Origin of the sequence: Candidatus Nitrotoga arctica, assembly GCF_918378365.1 — a bacterium.
Taxonomy (GTDB): domain Bacteria; phylum Pseudomonadota; class Gammaproteobacteria; order Burkholderiales; family Gallionellaceae; genus Nitrotoga; species Nitrotoga arctica.
In genome coordinates this window covers 506476-522419 of sequence record NZ_OU912926.1, presented here as the reverse complement: position 1 = coordinate 522419, position 15944 = coordinate 506476, and the positions used below count along the sequence as shown (strand labels likewise).

Sequence of the window (15944 nt, the reverse complement as noted above, 5' to 3'; positions counted from 1 at the left end):
GTCAGCGATATAGAGGCAGTACGGCGATGCGTCGCTCGATTTCGTTGGTCATTTTTATATAAGCCGGGCTGCCAATGCTGCCATAGCGGCGTTTGAATTCGATTTCTTGCATAAACTCCGGTAAATCCTTCACTTCCGGCATGATGTCGGATTCACGCAAACCCGCATTAAATTGCCGCTGCACTTTCTGCGCGCCATTGTTACTTGTTGTGGCAAGTTCGCCTAAACGTGTGCCGGCACGATCAGCGGCGATGTCATTGAAGCTGAAGCCGCTGCCACCGTGAGAATCCGTGATTTCTTTGTATAAGCCGATAACATCCGACAGCGGGCTGCCAGCAGTAGCGGCAAGTGCCGCAGAAATCGTGAAATGCTGAGAGAAGTCTCCGCGTCCGCCCAGGGTCACAATGCGCGAAGTCGGCTTGGGCCATTGTATGGCAGCCGGAATAATGGCACCAAGCCCTTTGCCGTTTACATAAAACGCCATAACGATGATCGCGGCACGATTTTCCGCTGCTGGATCGCCGCCGTTGTTTGTGCGTTGCGTGGCGAGTTCGAACAGCATCCGCATCAGTTCATTTAACCGCAGGCTGCGTTTTGAACCAGGTTTGCCGGTCAGTTCGACCAGTCGCTCTTGATATGCCTTCAGTCGCTCCTGCTCCTTGGGCGGCACCAGCAAGGCCTTCAGTTGATTGGGCAGCGCGTCGTTCCATTCGAAGACGATACGCAGCATGTCATCGCTTGTGCTCACATTCTTGATGATATCGGCAGCTGCCCCGTAGTCCTTGTTGGCTTGTAACTGCTTAATGCCGAACTGTAGTAGCCAGTCCGCAACAAACGCGGGCACCGGTAACTTACCAATGTGGAGATATTCAAATCGTGGGAGTGCTTTCGTTTCGCGAAGTTTGGCGTCGATATTGAGATAGCGCCCGATTGGATTGGGCGACAATTCGAGAGTTGCGCGTACTCTGGCCATGCCTTGCTGTAAATCTATATTGGAGCTGCCCTTGCCGTAGCTGTTGGCAAGATAGTTGACTACAAGGTCGAGATCTTCTTGACTAATAGTAATGGTGCGCAATACTCCTGATTTCATTCTACGCGGATCGTTACGAGACAGGATGTTTTTGGCGCGGTCGATATGAGCTGGCGTAAATTGGGCAATACCTGTGGTGAGCGGTTGTTTTTCGATACTTAAATAAATTGCAGATAGCAGCGCTAACCCGATAACGATGAACAGTATTAATATAGTCCGCATTTGTTTATTTTTACGCTGTTACAAAAATGCAAAAATCCGCTCCAGGTTAAATCGGTACCACAGTCGCATTATTTTAATATCAATGCATCCGGGGTACCGATCTAACTTGTATAACAATGGCGGATTAGCAACAGTAATGTTGCCAAGTTTTGCAAATGCTTAGTGCTTGGCCGTTCGGTTGGCAGGGTAGGACGCGCAAGCATACCCTGCCAACCAGCGATTCAGAGTCAGCTGCTGCTCATCTCCAGCATCAGCTGATTAATACGTTTCACGAAGCTGGCCGGATCGTCAAGCTGACCCCCCTCGGCCAGTAAGGCTTGGTCAAATAATACCGAGGCCCAGTCATCAAATTTGTTCTCTTCGGCTTGCAGGCGTAACACAACCGGATGCCTGGGGTTAATTTCGAGGATAGGTTGTGACACTGGCGCTTTCTGTCCTGATGCCTTCAATAGACGAGCCAGATTGGCGTTGATGTCATGAACATCCGCCACTAGGCAGGCTGGCGAATCGGTCAGGCGGTGAGTCACACGTACCTCTTTAACACGCTCGCTAAGGCTGGCTTTAATCTTGTCGGTCAGCTCCTTGAATGCTCCGGCATCTTTTTCCTGTTCCTGTTTCTCTGCCTCGTCTTCGAGCTTGCCGAGATCCAGCCCTCCTTTCGCAACAGATACCAACGGCTTACCCTCGAATGCGGATAAATTACTCACCACCCATTCATCTACGTGATCAGTCAGCAACAGCACTTCTATGTCTTTCTTGCGAAATACTTCCAAATGCGGACTATTTTTCGCGGCATTAAAAGTATCAGCAGTGATGTAATAAATCTTGTCCTGACCCTCCTTCATGCGACTAATGTAATCGGCCAGAGAAACGGTTTCTCCGGGCGAATTAGTATGAGTAGAGGCGAGGCGCATCAAGCCAGCGATCTTGTCTTTGTTAGCAAAGTCTTCGCCCACTCCTTCCTTCAGCACGCGGCCAAATACATCCCAGAATTTGGTATATTTCTCTGGGTCCTTAACGGCCATATCTTCCAGCAGGCCAATCACTTTCTTCGTGCAGCCAGAACGGATTGCTTCGATGTCTTTCGATTCTTGCAGAATTTCGCGTGATACGTTGAGCGGAAGATCATTGGTATCAACCACACCGCGCACAAAGCGCAGGTAATGCGGCATTAGTTGGGTGGCATCGTCCATGATGAAGACGCGGCGCACATACAGTTTAATGCCGTGACTCGCATCGCGCTCCCATAGATCAAAGGGTGCCCTGGCCGGTATATATAGCAACAAAGTGTATTCCTGACGTCCCTCTACGCGCGCATGAGTCCATGCCAGCGGGTCCTCGTAGTCATGGCCTACATGTTTGTAAAAACCTTTGTACTCATCATCGCTGATCTCGGTTTTGGGGCGTGCCCACAGCGCAAAAGCTTGATTGATTGTCTCTTCTTCGTCCAGCACCTGCTGTGCGTTGTCTTTCCATTCCTCCTTATTCATTAAGATAGGCTGAACGATATGGTCAGAATACTTGTGGATAATGGTGCGCAACTTTGTGCCATTTAGCAGGTCTTCCTGCCCTTCGCGCAGATGCAGGGTAATAGCAGTACCACGTGGGGCTCGCTCGACCATCTCAATGGCAAATTCTCCGCCACCGTCGGATTCCCAGCTTACACCTTGATCGATTTTCTCACCGGCACGGCGCGTTAACACGCTGACCTTGTCGGCGACGATAAAAGCCGAATAAAACCCCACGCCAAATTGACCGATAAGGCTTGCATCTTTCTGCTGGTCTCCAGAAAGCTGTGTAAAGAATTCGCGCGTACCGGATTTGGCAATCGTGCCGAGATTGTTGATGACCTCGTCGCGACTCATACCAATGCCATTGTCGCTAATGGTCAGCGTTTTAGCCTCTTTATCGTAGCTGACATGGATAGTCAGCTCGGAATCATTCTCAAACAATGCTGAATTATGCAGTCCTTCGAAGCGCAGCTTGTCGCAGGCATCGGACGCATTGGATATCAGCTCACGCAGGAAAATTTCTCGATTCGAATATAGCGAATGAATCATCAATTGTAGTAGTTGCTTTACCTCGGCCTGAAAGCCCATGGTTTCACGGTTGCTGGTTACATTATCGGTCATTACTCTCTCCGTTATTTTTTAGACAGGACGCACGCATAGGTTGGGGTAGTCTCAGGATTTTCAAGAGGGGATATTTCATCTGCCATCTGCTTTCGCAGCTTGTCGCAAGAGTCGCCGTGCAGTGTCGGCATCGCGAGCGGCATCAATTTCCCGCATTACAGCGCCGACGTCAGCTTGCTTTTCGCTGCGTTGAAATTTGCCCGTCAGTTCGATTTTAGGGTGTAGTTCACCGCTCTCATAGAGCGACCAGATTTCTTTGCCATAATCGGAAGAACGTAGTTCGGGGGCGAATTGGCCGAAGTAGATTGCCAGATTATCGACGTCTCGCTCCAGCATTTTGCAGGCATTGTTGTTTGCGGCAGCATCGATTGCTTGTGGCAAGTCGATGATGACGGGCCCATTGCTATCGACGAGGACGTTGTACTCGGAAAGGTCGCCGTGAACGATACCAGCACACAGCATGCGCACGACTTGCCTGATCAAAATTTGGTGATATTGTCGTGCAAGCTCAGCAGTAAGAACTAGATCATTGAGTCGCGGAGCGGGCTCGCCATTCGCGTCGGACACCAATTCCATCAGCAACACCCCCTCGTAAAATCCATAGGGATGCGGAACACGCACGCCTGCAGCGGCAAGTTTGTACAAAGCGTCGACCTCGGCATTTTGCCAGGCGGCTTCCCGCTCTTTACGCCCATAGCGAGTGCCTTTTTCCATGGCACGGGCCATACGGCTGTTTTTTACCTTGCGGCCTTCCGTGTAGTGAACGGCTTGATGGAAGCTGCGCTTGTTAGCTTCTTTATAAACTTTGGCGCAGCGGATATTGTCTCCACAGATCACAATATAGACATTGGCTTCTTTGCCGCTCATGAGCTGACGGTCTACCTTGTCAACGATGCCATCCTGGATGAGCGGCTCAATTCTTTTTGGAGTTTTCATGTGATCAAGGTGTTACCAAGAGCGTATTTTACAATAAACTATATAGTGTTTTAAACAGAGCGGATTTGCTAACCTTAAATTTCAAAGGGATGGCTTGTGTTCAATAAATTCCAATGCATTATCATCCGGGTCGCGGCAGAATAAGGCAGGGCGGCCTGACATACTTATCGTGTAGCTTATCGTGGCTGAATCCAATTTTTGCATCAACGCATTCAGATTGCTTACCGACAGGGCTATATGGCGGTCGCGTCCTCCGTGCGCTGGACGCTGCAGGCTCGCTTCCGGATTAGGAAGTTGCATGAGATGGATTTGCTGATGTACGCCCACGTTATACCACACGCCGGGGAAACTCATCTCTGGGCGCTTGCTGTCAGGTACCAGTCCCAGAATATTTTCATAAAAAATGCGTGCCCTATTCAGGTCTGCCACCAAAAAAGTGGCATGTAGCAGGTGAGTGATTTGCATAAGTTTTAGTGGCGTCCTGCATTATGCATAATGTCTAAAGAGGGATACTGTCATTTTTATTCAGTATATTATGTGCAATAGATCAAAATAAAAAGACGATCAGTCATCTATCAAGATGCCGGTTAGAGGATAGAAATGAAACTATGTCGGTAAAAAATTTGATATGGGCAAGATGTTGATGCTTTAACAATTGTGTCTTTGTATAAAAAAACATTATATAAAATATTGCAGTTACATTGTCTGTTTTATGCACAGGTCAAACTAATGGAATAAAATCTTGGCCATCTATAAATTTTTACTGCCTTGATAAATTTTTACTGGATTGATATAGGTACAACGAGCTAAATTTAATTAATCCTAAGGAGAGCATTATCATGAAAACCGGCACTCCCCAGCCGTTGGCAGATATACCAGCCGTGCCAGGCAATTCAGACGCACAAATTCAGGCCCGATATTCCATATCAGCGGATGGTAACGAAGTCGCCGATAGTAAAACCGGCCTGATCTGGCGACGTTGTCCAGAAGGTATGACGTTCAGCAGCAGTGGTTGTAGCGGGGTTGCAGCCGCTTATACTTGGGATCAGTCGGTGGCCTTGGCCAACGATGTAGCGTTGGCTAGCGGTAAGTCATGGCGTCTTCCCAATGTAAAAGAACTTTCGAGCATTGTAGATGCCAGTCTCGGAAATCCGGCAATTGATACGCACGCCTTTCCCGGGACACCTGCAACGCCTTTTTGGTCGGCCACGCCAGTGGAGAATAATCCGTTAAAGGCTTGGTATGTCATGTTTTATGGTGGCTTCATGAACACTTACGTCTGTGGCGGTAAGCTTCAGGTACGCTTAGTGCGTTCTGGTCAGTGATGCACAGCGTTGGAGGAAAGTGCGGAACGAAGCTACTCTAGAGTAGAATCCAAGATTGACAAGATATCGTAATTATTTTACAACTACGCGTTATTTTATAGAGCACAGCGTAGTTAAATCGTTGTAGTGATTATTAATATTTTTTGCAAAGCGCAGGTAATCCCTGTTAACTGATAACTAACTGATAGAAAGAAGATCAAATATGCAGAATGAAACTGATAACCAGCCGCAGGCAGACAATCCAGATGAGCAGCCGCCAGCACGATTTATCATTTCTGAGGATGGTACTGAAGTTACAGACAATAAAACGGGCCTGATCTGGCGACGTTGCCCAGAAGGTATGACAGCAAGTATTGATGGCTGCACTGGGATTCCTGGTGTATATAATTTGGAAGATGCGTTGGCATTGGCTAAAAGCGAAGCGAAGGCCACGCGCAAAGCTTGGCGCTTGCCTAAAGTAGAAGAGCTGTCGAGCATCGTGGATATGAGCCGTAGAGATCCGTCGATTGACACAGCCATCTTTCCCGGAACGCCAGGATCACCTTTTTTTACAGCTTCGCCAGACGGCGCCTTATCCTGGTTTGTCAGTTTCTATGTTGGCAAGGTGTTTAGCGAATACAGCGCTATTCCTAATCACGTAAGATTAGTGCGTTCCAGTTAACAGCAGTTTCTAAATGTTGAGATCAGGAAATATCAAGTCATATCGGCTATGGAATACAACCATTGCATCTCGAATTAAATTCAATTAATTTCTTATAAGAACGTTCAATGCCACGGTTTGTATCTAAACGATTTTTGTATCTTTAAAGATATAAGCCGTGGCTTTAACTAAGCGGGACATTTCGATATTCATGAAAGTGAAAGATGTGCTCGATGACGGGCATGGAAAAAATTTCAGAAAAATGAGTGAATTAACGATCTCTAAAACATACCGCCCTTAATTTCTTTTCAACCTTTGTTGGAGTCCTTGCGATGTGCCTTGACCTTCGGCTGTTCTGCACCTTAGCTTGGCAGTTGTATCGACTGGTCAGTGCCACTCATCCCGTAAAAAAAATATGAAAGATATGCCCATTTTGGGGCTGCCACTGATCCTGCTGGGCGCCCTGTGGGGAGCTGTCAGTATCGTTCTGCAGTCCTATCAGATGATCAATGCCAAGCGGGATCAGATCATGGTGTTTATTGAGTGCAAGAAGGCCTTTGCGGGGAAGCTGACAAATGCAGCGGGAGATTTTGTGGCTGCACCGGCCAAAGTACTCGATCAGTGCCAGGCATGTTGTTACGGGAAAGAACTTCAGCCGATTGATTTGTATTTTTCCAACCTACTTCCGCTTTCCCTTGGACTCTGTCTGTTTCTCGCCATAGTTTCCTTCGCGGTCGTGTGCATTCCAACCTACCTGAATTCAGGCGACGCCGATTTTATGCGGAGAGTGCGTCGGATTAGCTGGATCACCGCATCACTGCCGCTCTTCTCGCTCTTCGCGTTCGCCGTAGGCATGTTTTTCGATGTCTATCTATTTCTGTTTAAGCTAGGCGATTGGGTCTTGCCAAAATGAGATCAGGTTTTATTTTAGCGGCTACACGATGGTTTATGACAATGTTTGGCGGCATTGTGTTAGCAATTAACTCCGGCTGTGCTGTCCTTGACAAAAGCACGCCTGCTTGGCGAGATTACCCGGTAACTTTGAAAGGCGAGCCGCGCATTGATTTGCACGTGGAGGCGTCAGGTTCGGGTAAGCCCGTATTGCTAATTCACGGCTTCGGCAACAGCGTCTATGTTTGGCGTCATCTGGCTCCTGCACTGGCTCAACAAAACCGGGTGATCGCAATTGACCTGAAGGGTTTTGGCGACTCTCCAAAACCGGACGACGAGCGTTATTCGGTCTACGAACAAGCACGGTTGATCCGCGATTACGTAGTGGATAACGATCTGAAAGAGGTAACGATTGTGGGGCACTCCCTCGGCGGCGGTATTGCGCTGGTGGCTTCGCTCTACCTGCAACAATCGGCCCCTGATCGACAGAGAGGCTTGGTGTTGATCGACGGTATTGCGTACCCGCAGCAAATGCCCATGTTCATTCGTTTACTTGCAACCCCTGTACTTGGGCCGTTGGCCGTGAGATTGATTCCGCCTGAAATTCAAATTCGAGAGGTGATGAAATTAGTGTATGCGGAAAATTCGGCAGTGCCCGAAGATGCGGTTAAGGCTTACGCCAAGGTGTTGAAGACACCTGAGGGGCGCCATGCCGCAGTAACCAGCGCGCGCCAGATTCAGCCGCCGGACCTGGAAGACCTTTCTCTACAGTATCCAAGCCTTCGGGTGCCGACTCTCATCGTTTGGGGTAGGCAGGACAGGATTGTCCCGGTCAGCGTCGGCGAGCGACTCCACCAGGCGATCCCCGGTTCACGGCTGTTTGTGATCGAGGATAGCGGCCATTCCCCAGCGGAAGAGCGGCCGCAGGTACTCCTGCCTGTAGTGGAATCTTTCCTGCGTAATCCTGAAAAGACAGATTAATAGCCCTTGTCGTTAATCACGCCGCACATCATGCGGTCAGCTGAGAGTTTTTTCGCGGCATATTAAACGGTGCTGCAGAAATCGATTAGCCGTGTGGAACTGAAAATACGCTAGCTGATGACATATCTGTGTACAAGATTCCGAGATAACGGCAATTATTCATTTGCACAAATTGAAGTTGCTAGTGGTAAAAACCTATAAAATGTTAATCCACCGGTAAATTTTTGTTGAGGTTGATCTATTATGCGTATCACCCAAAAAGGACTAACTTTTGACGATGTCTTGCTGATTCCGGCGCACTCCAATGTATTGCCGCGTGATGTCAGTTTGCGTACTCAGCTTACCCGCAACATCACCTTGAATATTCCTCTGCTATCCGCTGCCATGGATACTGTTACCGAGGCGCGTCTGGCAATAGCCTTGGCGCAGGAGGGGGGGATTGGCATCGTACACAAAAATATGACCGCTAAGATGCAGGCCGCTGAGATATCCAAGGTTAAGCGTTTTGAAAGTGGGATGGTGAAAGATCCCATCACCGTCACATCCGGGATGACAGTGCGCGATGTGCTGAACCTCATTCGCCAGCATAATATTTCCGGATTACCAGTGGTGCAGGGTAAGCAGGTCGTCGGGATTGTGACTAACCGCGATTTGCGTTTCGAAAGTAACCTTGATCAACCTATCCAAAATATCATGACGCCGCGAGATCGGCTGATCACGGTAAAGGAAAACGCCAGTCGGGACGAGGCGCGCGGGTTGATGCATAAGCATCGTATTGAACGTGTACTGGTAGTGAATGATGCGTTTGAGCTGTGTGGCCTATTTACTGTAAAGGATATTCTCAAATCCAGCGAACATCCGCTGGCGTGTAAAGATGAACTGGGGCGTTTGCGTGTTGGTGCCGCGATCGGAGTGGGCGAAGGCACGGACGAACGCGCTACCCTATTGGTAGAAGCCGGAGTGGATGTACTCATAGTGGACACCGCACACGGCCATGCGCAGGGCGTGCTGGACCGTGTTAAGTGGGTGAAGAAGAATTTTCCGAACGTGGATGTGATTGGCGGGAATATTGCTACTGCCGCCGCTGCCAAGGCCCTTGTGGATCATGGCGCAGACGGCGTTAAAGTAGGGATTGGCCCCGGCTCTATTTGTACTACGCGCATGGTCGCGGGTATAGGCGTGCCGCAAATATCGGCTATCCAGAATGTGGCGGACGCATTGCAAGGTTCCGGTATAGCACTCATTGCAGACGGTGGAGTGCGCTATTCCGGCGACATCGCCAAGGCGATTGCGGCAGGTGCGCACGTCGTGATGTTGGGTGGTCTGTTTGCAGGGACAGAAGAAGCGCCCGGTGAGGTGGAGCTGTTCCAGGGCCGTTCCTATAAATCCTATCGCGGCATGGGCAGTATAGGTGCGATGCAGCAGGGTTCCAGTGATCGTTATTTTCAGGATAGCGAAGCCAATCAAGAAAAATTGGTGCCTGAGGGAGTGGAAGGGCGCGTGCCTTACAAGGGCAGCGTGCTGGCGGTAATCCACCAACTAATGGGCGGTTTACGTGCCAGTATGGGCTATCTGGGCTGCCCGGATGTCGCCACCATGCACACCCAGGCTGAGTTTGTACAAATCACGTCTGCCGGTATCCGTGAATCGCATGTCCACGACGTACAGATCACCAAGGAAGCACCGAATTACCATATTGATTAGTTGTTAGTGATTCTTTATTAGCTAAGGTAAAGAGGGCTGAACACCGTAAGCTGAAAATTTGGTAGAGTCCAATCGAACTGCCTGTGGGCTAGCAATAATCGCCGCACCCAACAATAAATTAATAATTTACCCTTATAACCTACCTCTGATAATTTATGTCCCACCAAAAAATTCTGATCCTCGATTTTGGTTCGCAATACAGCCAACTCATAGCGCGCTGCGTGCGCGAATCTCATGTTTACTGCGAGCTGCATCCATTCGACGTAGGTGATGAATTCATTCGTAATTTCAATCCGGCTGGCATCATTCTTTCGGGCGGCCCTAATTCAGTGACGGAAGGTGACGCTCCGCGTGCACCGCAAGTGGTATTTGAACTGGACGTACCGGTGCTGGGTATTTGCTACGGTATGCAAACCATGGCCGCGCAATTGGGTGGAGAAGTAGAAATCGGCTTGGTGCGCGAATTTGGTTATGCGGAAATTCGTGCACGCGGCCATTCAAAATTATTTCGCGATATTCAGGATCGTAACAACGAGGCAGGCCACGGCTTGCTGGATGTGTGGATGAGCCACGGCGACAAGGTTACTTTGCTGCCGCCGGGTTTCATGGTAATTGCTTCCAATACAATCACGCAGATTGCCGGTATGGCCGACGAAGCACGTCGTTTCTACTCCGTACAATTTCATCCGGAAGTGACCCACACTCCGCAAGGAAAAGCGATAATCAGCCGCTTTGTGCATGATATTTGCGGTTGCGGGCAGGACTGGAATATGCCCGATTACATCGGTGAGGCGATAGAAAAAATCCGCGGCCAAGTCGGTCAGGAAGAAGTCATCCTTGGCCTGTCCGGCGGAGTGGATTCTTCTGTGGCAGCCGCATTGTTGCATCGTGCCATCGGCACCCAACTTACCTGCGTATTTGTGGACAATGGCCTGTTGCGCTTGAATGAAGCGAAGCAGGTTATGGAAACTTTTGCTAAAAATTTGGGCGTGAAAGTTATCCACGTGGATGCTGGCGTGGAATTCATGAAACATTTGGCAGGCGTGTCTGATCCAGAGCAAAAACGCAAAATTATTGGGCGCGAATTTGTCGAAGTATTCCAGCGCGAAGCCGCCAAATTGCCACAGGCTAAATGGCTGGCGCAAGGCACCATTTATCCTGACGTGATCGAATCGGCTGGCGCCAAAACAAAAAAGGCACACGCCATCAAATCGCACCACAACGTTGGCGGCTTGCCGGATACCTTGCATCTTAAGCTGCTGGAACCGTTGCGCGAACTGTTCAAGGACGAAGTGCGCGAACTCGGCGTGGCGCTCGGCTTGCCGCGTGACATGGTGTACCGCCACCCATTCCCGGGGCCAGGGTTGGGTGTACGCATCCTCGGCGAAGTCAAGCGAGAGTACGCTGACTTGTTGCGTCGTGCTGATGCAATTTTCATTGAAGAGCTACATACGTCCGGCTGGTATGAGAAAACCGCGCAGGCATTTGTTGTATTCCTGCCGGTAAAATCAGTGGGCGTGATGGGCGATGGCCGAACTTATGAATGGGTGGTGGCGCTGCGTGCTGTGCAAACACAGGACTTTATGACCGCACATTGGGCAGAATTGCCGCATGCCTTGCTGGCCAAAATTTCTAACCGCATCATCAACGAAGTGCGAGGCATCAACCGAGTGGTTTATGATATTTCTGGAAAACCGCCTGCTACTATTGAGTGGGAGTAGGTTGATTAATAATTGCTTGTTATTAAACGATAAATTTCAGCTTATTGATATTTTATTCCAAGTTATCAATGAGCTGAAATATGCTGTAGCTCCAGTAAATACATTGTTCGTGGGGTAGCATACCCTTGGTAATGGTTTTTTTTGATGGTACCAAAATGGTTTCCGTTTTGCATTTTGTCCGATACCATCGATACCGTTTTTACTGCTGATGGTATCGAGTAGCATAAGCTTGGGAAGCCGCGATAGCGGAAGTGATAAACGATTGTTGATCTTTTTGATATGAACGGGTAGTTCTTGTGCGAAATTCAATGCTCGTTTATCCAATCAACGGTATCGTGAAAACATCACTCCGCCAAATAGATGCTGCTTGTTCGATGTGGGTATCCAACCCACTTTACTCTCCAATTACATATCCCATCGCTTTGTATCCACGCTGGCGCCTATCAGCACAGGATGCCCCGCATCGACGTAGTCATAGATGCGCACGTCTATTTTGGATGCGTGTTCTCGATGTAAACGGCCAGCATATTGTTGCAGCGTCCCTTTCCACGAAATCGGCATGGACAGAACCAAGGTATCGAGTGGTGGGTGATCGAAACCTTCTCCCACCAGCTTGCCAGTAACCAACAATACTCGTGGCACATCCGGGGAAAGCTCGTTCAGTTGCTGAATGATTTGTATACGCTGTTTTTTTCGGCATCCGCCCATGAAGGACAAATAGATAATCCACAACACCAGCCAAGTTCTGGCTATGGAATTGAGATGATCGGCGCGCTCTGTCAACACCAATACCTTGCGCCCTTCTTGGTAGGCTTGCGAAATAGTGGTTGCAATAAATTTGGTGCACTGCGTATTGATGGCCAGATGCCGGAACACATCCTGAATAGCAACATCTTGCGGGAGGTCGATTGGCGCAGGCAACATTTTCGGGATCACCTTCGGCAGCTGCGGCATACCTTTCGGCTTGGCTGCGGTATATCGAATGGGCCCGCACTGCAGGGGGGTGGTTGGCTGTCTGCAATCACGCTTGATTGGTGTGGCGGTCAGCCCGAGCACATACTTGGCCTTGACGCGTTTCAATATTCCCTCGAAGGAAAATGCCGACAGAGCGTACTCACCCCGCATCTCGCAACCATTGCAGCCGCAGCACCACGGAAGAGCCGCATGAAGAGCGCAACCTTCTCATCCGAACTCAGAGCCTGAGAACTAATCAAATATTTTCGGCACCACCCTCAGATGAAGTCTTTGCCAGTAAAACCATTATCAAAAAAATTTTGCCGGTTTTTGTAAAAGAAAACTTTTCTTGCTCTAATTCAAGTTAAGTTTCCTCGTTTTTAGCTCGTTTTCTCCATATCCTGTCATTGCAGGAATTGCGGACGCACCTGCGCCTATACCCAATAATTGCGGTGCCAGTTTTACCATGCGCATGAAGTTGTGTGCCCGCGCAAACCACAGCGCGATGCACTTGACCTTCGCTCTGCCCCGCACCGGCAACAGCACCAAACCGCGATTGCGTGCTTGCGCGTTCACACATTCAGCCGTTGCTGCGCGAAGCTTGTAAATCTCTTTAGCTTCCTCTGTCGCCATACGCGCGCGCCACTGTGCAACCTCTGCACGATCACTCGCCTTGGGCGCGTGCATGTCGAATTACACCAGCAGCATGGCCGCTCCGATCAGATCGACGTCGGTCAAGGTTTGCAGCAAGACCAGTTTGTTGTGCTCGCCCTGCAATTCCTCAAGCAATCGAGCATCAAAGCGAGCGATGCAGGCTTCGATCCACTCGATATGAAGCATGATTTCGTCGAGGACGAAACGATGGTTATCGGTAAGCTCGCCTTGCAGCGCATCGAATAGCTCTTCACGAGTGGCCTTGAGTCGCTGACTTGCGAGCTTGAGCACCTCCTGAGGCTGCTGGCCGGCGATGATGGCCTTGACCATGGCGCGTGCCAACTGACCGTGCAGATCACTGACCACCACATCGAGGCGACGAATACATCTCGTATTACGTCAGGCTGACGCGCTTGTTTCAATATCTGGATATGGGTCGCGCTGATGGTCGCTACGCCAAGATGATGTGGCAAATGGCCAAGACCGACGTGCTGGTGATGGATGAATGGGGGCTTGCAGTGCTAACCGATCAAAACAGGCGTGATTTACTGGAAATACTGGATGACCGTTACAACCTGCAAGCGACGGTGATCACCGGCACTACCAGTTGCCACTTGTCCATGAGGCGATAGGCGATCCAACGTTGGCAGATGCCATCCTGGACCGTGTGGTGCACAACGCATACAAAATCAATTTGAGCGGCAAATCCATGCGCAATGAGAGAAAAAAATTGATAACCGACAGGCCAACACCGTAACATGAAAATCTTGCGTTGCTTCGCTCCGACTGACCCGGCCGTATACTCGTGGAACAGGTGGCCGAATCGTCGTGGAATGGGTGGCCGAATTGCGTGGAATAGGCAGGAGTAGGGGTAAAGGTTCTGGTCAATCGTTTTTTGTCCAATAAAACCATTGTTCACGCCGCCTCGAACGTATGCCGTCGAGTTGCCCTCCATACCCGAATCGCCTCCTCGGGGGGTATCGGGGAGGAACGGAGCGAGCGAACGGCCTCGACCCGCCAATCGTTGGCTTTCACTTCGCTTCGGGTCAACGGCTGACACAGCAACAAGTGAGGGGGGAAGCGCCTAAACATTCCGAGATCGACCCATTGTTTCTGCAAACCGCGAATGCCCACGATCGAGAGGACCACCACATCCGGCTGCGCTTGCGCTTGTGCGTCGTGAATGCGAAAGCGACTTAGCCGCTTGCGGAAGAACGCCGCGTTGCCTTGCACCAGTAATCGTGACCACATGGCGAAATCGATAGCACCGAGTGACTCTTCGCCATTGAAGTGAAACGTGCGCTCCGCGTCGAGGTGCGGCCGCTTCTCAAAGTCGCGGCGGCGGAACATCGCGGTGCTGGGCTCCCCGATGAAGTTCAATCCATGCATGATCAGCGCGTTGGCGAGCGTAACCCCATCAATCACCAGGTCTCGATTCACGGCAAGGCGCGTTGCCGGCATGTCTCCGATCACCTGCGAGCTCGTATTGATGCGCCAGCGATGTGATGTTGCCAGCACCAGATCAGGCACATTTAAAAATGCGCCCAGCAAGGTTGCGACACATTCTGGCGCCAGCACATCATCGTCGTTCAAGAATTTGACGTACTCACCGCGCGCCAAAGACAGGCACTTTTCATAGTTCTTGCGTGCATGCAATCGCTCTGGGTTCTTGACATACTGGATCGTCGCTTGACTCGTCCGGGATGCAACGAGCTGTGCGATCGCATCGCTCTCGCAGTCGTCGCAAATGATGATCTCGATGTGTTGGTAGGTTTGCGCGATTGCACTGTCCAGACATTCCAGAAAATATCGCGGGTTCCACGAGGGAATCAGAATGGAAACCAGCGGCAACGTATCTGTGCTTGCCTCGCGCTTTTGCCAGCCTTGACCTGTGCGCGGCGCAGCCAGATCGACCATACCGACCAACTCGGCCCAGCGCGCCAGCGAGGCATACGTCGTAGCAGCATCATCTTCGGCGCAAAGCACAACGCCACCGGGTATTAATACACGTCGGCATTGCATTAAAAGCTGAATCTGATCGCGTACCGACAGAGTCGCCGCCGCGTCGCCCAAGCACACGCCTTCTACACTGCGATCATTAAACGGCAAATTTCCCCCGGGCTCAAATGACGCTTGCGCATCGGTCCGGGCGCTGATATCCAGCAGATCAGAACGCCGCGCTTTCAGCAGCACGCCTACTTTTTGGCGCATACTTTCGTCCGACAACAAGTGTGCTCCCGCATCCACTCGCCGTACGTCGTCCGCGAACGCATGTCGCCATGATTTGCCGTGCGTACTGTGAGGCTCTCGAACGGGATCGTGTGCATCAGTTCAATCCCGGCCAACACATGGGAAGGATTTAAAACCCAGCATGGACTTTGTGATCCGTTTTATCGCTCGATGGTCTTGCTCAACGATGTTGTTGAGATACTTGATCTGACGAACCTCGATGGGTATGTCACGATCCTTGTTGATCCCATCAATGGCCGTTTTGTTGGGGCCACTCTTGTCCACCGTAACTTTCTCTGGATCTCCGTTCTCGCTCATCACATTTTCGAAGAAGCTTGTCGCTGCTACGTTGTCTCGCTTGGCCAGCAGCAGAAAATCGATAGTACTCCCTTCCTTATCAACAACCGCCCGATATAGGTACGTCCACTGACCACTCACTTTGATGTACGTCTCATCCATCGATAACAAACCGCCATTATAGTAGAATCCTTGGCAGGAGCTTGCTAATTCGGCAGAACCCTCTGA

Annotated in this window: 15 protein-coding genes and 3 pseudogenes; 9 read left to right on the top strand and 9 right to left on the bottom strand. The window is 50.3% G+C overall.

Annotated elements, in window-relative coordinates:
• Window position 1 precedes the first annotated feature (1 nt).
• The 4 genes from MKZ32_RS02490 to MKZ32_RS02475 form a co-directional block, all read right to left on the bottom strand.
• Window positions 2–1252 carry a YfiM family lipoprotein gene (locus MKZ32_RS02490; protein ID WP_239795818.1) on the bottom strand — a complete coding sequence of 417 codons (1251 nt, stop codon included), beginning with the start codon at window positions 1250–1252 and terminating at the stop codon, window positions 2–4.
• Between the two features lie 227 nt (window positions 1253–1479).
• Window positions 1480–3384, bottom strand: a complete 1905-nt coding sequence (gene htpG, locus MKZ32_RS02485) for a molecular chaperone HtpG (protein WP_239795817.1) — start codon at window positions 3382–3384, stop codon at window positions 1480–1482.
• A 75-nt stretch (window positions 3385–3459) separates the two neighbouring features.
• Window positions 3460–4320 (bottom strand): PA4780 family RIO1-like protein kinase, encoded by an 861-nt coding sequence (locus MKZ32_RS02480; RefSeq protein WP_239795816.1) that lies wholly within the window; start codon window positions 4318–4320, stop codon window positions 3460–3462.
• 81 nt (window positions 4321–4401) lie between these two features.
• Window positions 4402–4785 (bottom strand): VOC family protein, encoded by a 384-nt coding sequence (locus MKZ32_RS02475; protein WP_239795815.1) that lies wholly within the window; start codon window positions 4783–4785, stop codon window positions 4402–4404.
• Window positions 4786–5159: 374 nt separating this feature from the next.
• On the opposite strand from MKZ32_RS02475, the gene MKZ32_RS02470 reads away from it, so the two are divergent.
• The 6 genes from MKZ32_RS02470 to guaA all read left to right on the top strand — a co-directional run bounded on the left by MKZ32_RS02470 (window position 5160) and on the right by guaA (window position 11582).
• Entirely contained in the window at window positions 5160–5645 is a 486-nt protein-coding gene (locus MKZ32_RS02470; RefSeq protein ID WP_239795814.1) for an Lcl C-terminal domain-containing protein, read from the top strand.
• Window positions 5646–5847: 202 nt separating this feature from the next.
• On the top strand, window positions 5848–6306 hold the full coding sequence (locus tag MKZ32_RS02465; RefSeq protein ID WP_239795813.1) for an Lcl C-terminal domain-containing protein: 459 nt from the start codon (window positions 5848–5850) through the stop codon (window positions 6304–6306).
• A 394-nt stretch (window positions 6307–6700) separates the two neighbouring features.
• Window positions 6701–7198 (top strand): hypothetical protein, encoded by a 498-nt coding sequence (locus MKZ32_RS02460; RefSeq protein ID WP_239795812.1) that lies wholly within the window; start codon window positions 6701–6703, stop codon window positions 7196–7198.
• A gap of 41 nt (window positions 7199–7239) precedes the next feature.
• Window positions 7240–8157, top strand: a complete 918-nt coding sequence (locus MKZ32_RS02455) for an alpha/beta fold hydrolase (protein ID WP_239795811.1) — start codon at window positions 7240–7242, stop codon at window positions 8155–8157.
• Between the two features lie 243 nt (window positions 8158–8400).
• The gene (guaB, locus tag MKZ32_RS02450) at window positions 8401–9861 is read left to right on the top strand and encodes an IMP dehydrogenase (protein ID WP_239795810.1); all 1461 of its coding nucleotides are present in this window, start codon (window positions 8401–8403) and stop codon (window positions 9859–9861) included.
• 155 nt (window positions 9862–10016) lie between these two features.
• Window positions 10017–11582: a glutamine-hydrolyzing GMP synthase gene (guaA, locus tag MKZ32_RS02445; RefSeq protein ID WP_239795809.1), complete on the top strand. Its 1566-nt coding sequence runs from the start codon at window positions 10017–10019 to the stop codon at window positions 11580–11582.
• A gap of 405 nt (window positions 11583–11987) precedes the next feature.
• On the opposite strand, the gene MKZ32_RS02440 is transcribed toward guaA, so the two are convergent.
• The gene (locus MKZ32_RS02440) at window positions 11988–12662 is read right to left on the bottom strand and encodes a DEAD/DEAH box helicase (protein ID WP_239795808.1); all 675 of its coding nucleotides are present in this window, start codon (window positions 12660–12662) and stop codon (window positions 11988–11990) included.
• A gap of 17 nt (window positions 12663–12679) precedes the next feature.
• Between MKZ32_RS02440 and MKZ32_RS02435 the strand changes: the two genes are divergently transcribed.
• Window positions 12680–12904: a hypothetical protein gene (locus MKZ32_RS02435; RefSeq protein ID WP_239795807.1), complete on the top strand. Its 225-nt coding sequence runs from the start codon at window positions 12680–12682 to the stop codon at window positions 12902–12904.
• On the opposite strand, the pseudogene MKZ32_RS02430 reads toward MKZ32_RS02435, so the two are convergent.
• Window positions 12891–13226, bottom strand: a pseudogene (locus MKZ32_RS02430) (transposase); the annotation flags it as partial. The gene MKZ32_RS02435 and the pseudogene MKZ32_RS02430 sit on opposite strands and share 14 nt — an antisense overlap.
• A 6-nt stretch (window positions 13227–13232) precedes the next feature.
• Window positions 13233–13568: pseudogene (locus tag MKZ32_RS02425) on the bottom strand (IS110 family transposase); the annotation flags it as partial.
• Between the two features lie 35 nt (window positions 13569–13603).
• Between MKZ32_RS02425 and MKZ32_RS15360 the strand changes: the two are divergent.
• Together MKZ32_RS15360 and MKZ32_RS15600 are read left to right on the top strand one after the other, a co-directional pair.
• Window positions 13604–13822: an ATP-binding protein gene (locus MKZ32_RS15360; protein ID WP_420887713.1), complete on the top strand. Its 219-nt coding sequence runs from the start codon at window positions 13604–13606 to the stop codon at window positions 13820–13822.
• Between the two features lie 35 nt (window positions 13823–13857).
• On the top strand, window positions 13858–13947 hold the full coding sequence (locus MKZ32_RS15600; RefSeq protein ID WP_420887752.1) for a hypothetical protein: 90 nt from the start codon (window positions 13858–13860) through the stop codon (window positions 13945–13947).
• A 158-nt stretch (window positions 13948–14105) separates the two neighbouring features.
• On the opposite strand, the gene MKZ32_RS02415 is transcribed toward MKZ32_RS15600, so the two are convergent.
• Together MKZ32_RS02415 and MKZ32_RS02410 are read right to left on the bottom strand one after the other, a co-directional pair.
• Entirely contained in the window at window positions 14106–15419 is a 1314-nt protein-coding gene (locus tag MKZ32_RS02415; RefSeq protein WP_239795806.1) for a glycosyltransferase family 2 protein, read from the bottom strand.
• An 86-nt stretch (window positions 15420–15505) separates the two neighbouring features.
• Window positions 15506–15878: pseudogene (locus MKZ32_RS02410) on the bottom strand (IS6 family transposase); the annotation flags it as partial.
• Between the last annotated feature and the right edge of the window lie 66 nt (window positions 15879–15944).

Bases quoted from the DNA above. Each gene is read 5' to 3' on its own strand.
- MKZ32_RS02490 (WP_239795818.1), bottom strand. From the start codon at position 1,252: ATGCGGACTATATTAATACTGTTCATCGTTATCGGGTTAGCGCTGCTA.
- htpG (WP_239795817.1), bottom strand. From the start codon at position 3,384: ATGACCGATAATGTAACCAGCAACCGTGAAACCATGGGCTTTCAGGCC.
- MKZ32_RS02480 (WP_239795816.1), bottom strand. From the start codon at position 4,320: ATGAAAACTCCAAAAAGAATTGAGCCGCTCATCCAGGATGGCATCGTT.
- MKZ32_RS02475 (WP_239795815.1), bottom strand. From the start codon at position 4,785: ATGCAAATCACTCACCTGCTACATGCCACTTTTTTGGTGGCAGACCTG.
- MKZ32_RS02470 (WP_239795814.1), top strand. From the start codon at position 5,160: ATGAAAACCGGCACTCCCCAGCCGTTGGCAGATATACCAGCCGTGCCA.
- MKZ32_RS02465 (WP_239795813.1), top strand. From the start codon at position 5,848: ATGCAGAATGAAACTGATAACCAGCCGCAGGCAGACAATCCAGATGAG.
- MKZ32_RS02460 (WP_239795812.1), top strand. From the start codon at position 6,701: ATGAAAGATATGCCCATTTTGGGGCTGCCACTGATCCTGCTGGGCGCC.
- MKZ32_RS02455 (WP_239795811.1), top strand. From the start codon at position 7,240: ATGTTTGGCGGCATTGTGTTAGCAATTAACTCCGGCTGTGCTGTCCTT.
- guaB (WP_239795810.1), top strand. From the start codon at position 8,401: ATGCGTATCACCCAAAAAGGACTAACTTTTGACGATGTCTTGCTGATT.
- guaA (WP_239795809.1), top strand. From the start codon at position 10,017: ATGTCCCACCAAAAAATTCTGATCCTCGATTTTGGTTCGCAATACAGC.
- MKZ32_RS02435 (WP_239795807.1), top strand. From the start codon at position 12,680: ATGCCGACAGAGCGTACTCACCCCGCATCTCGCAACCATTGCAGCCGC.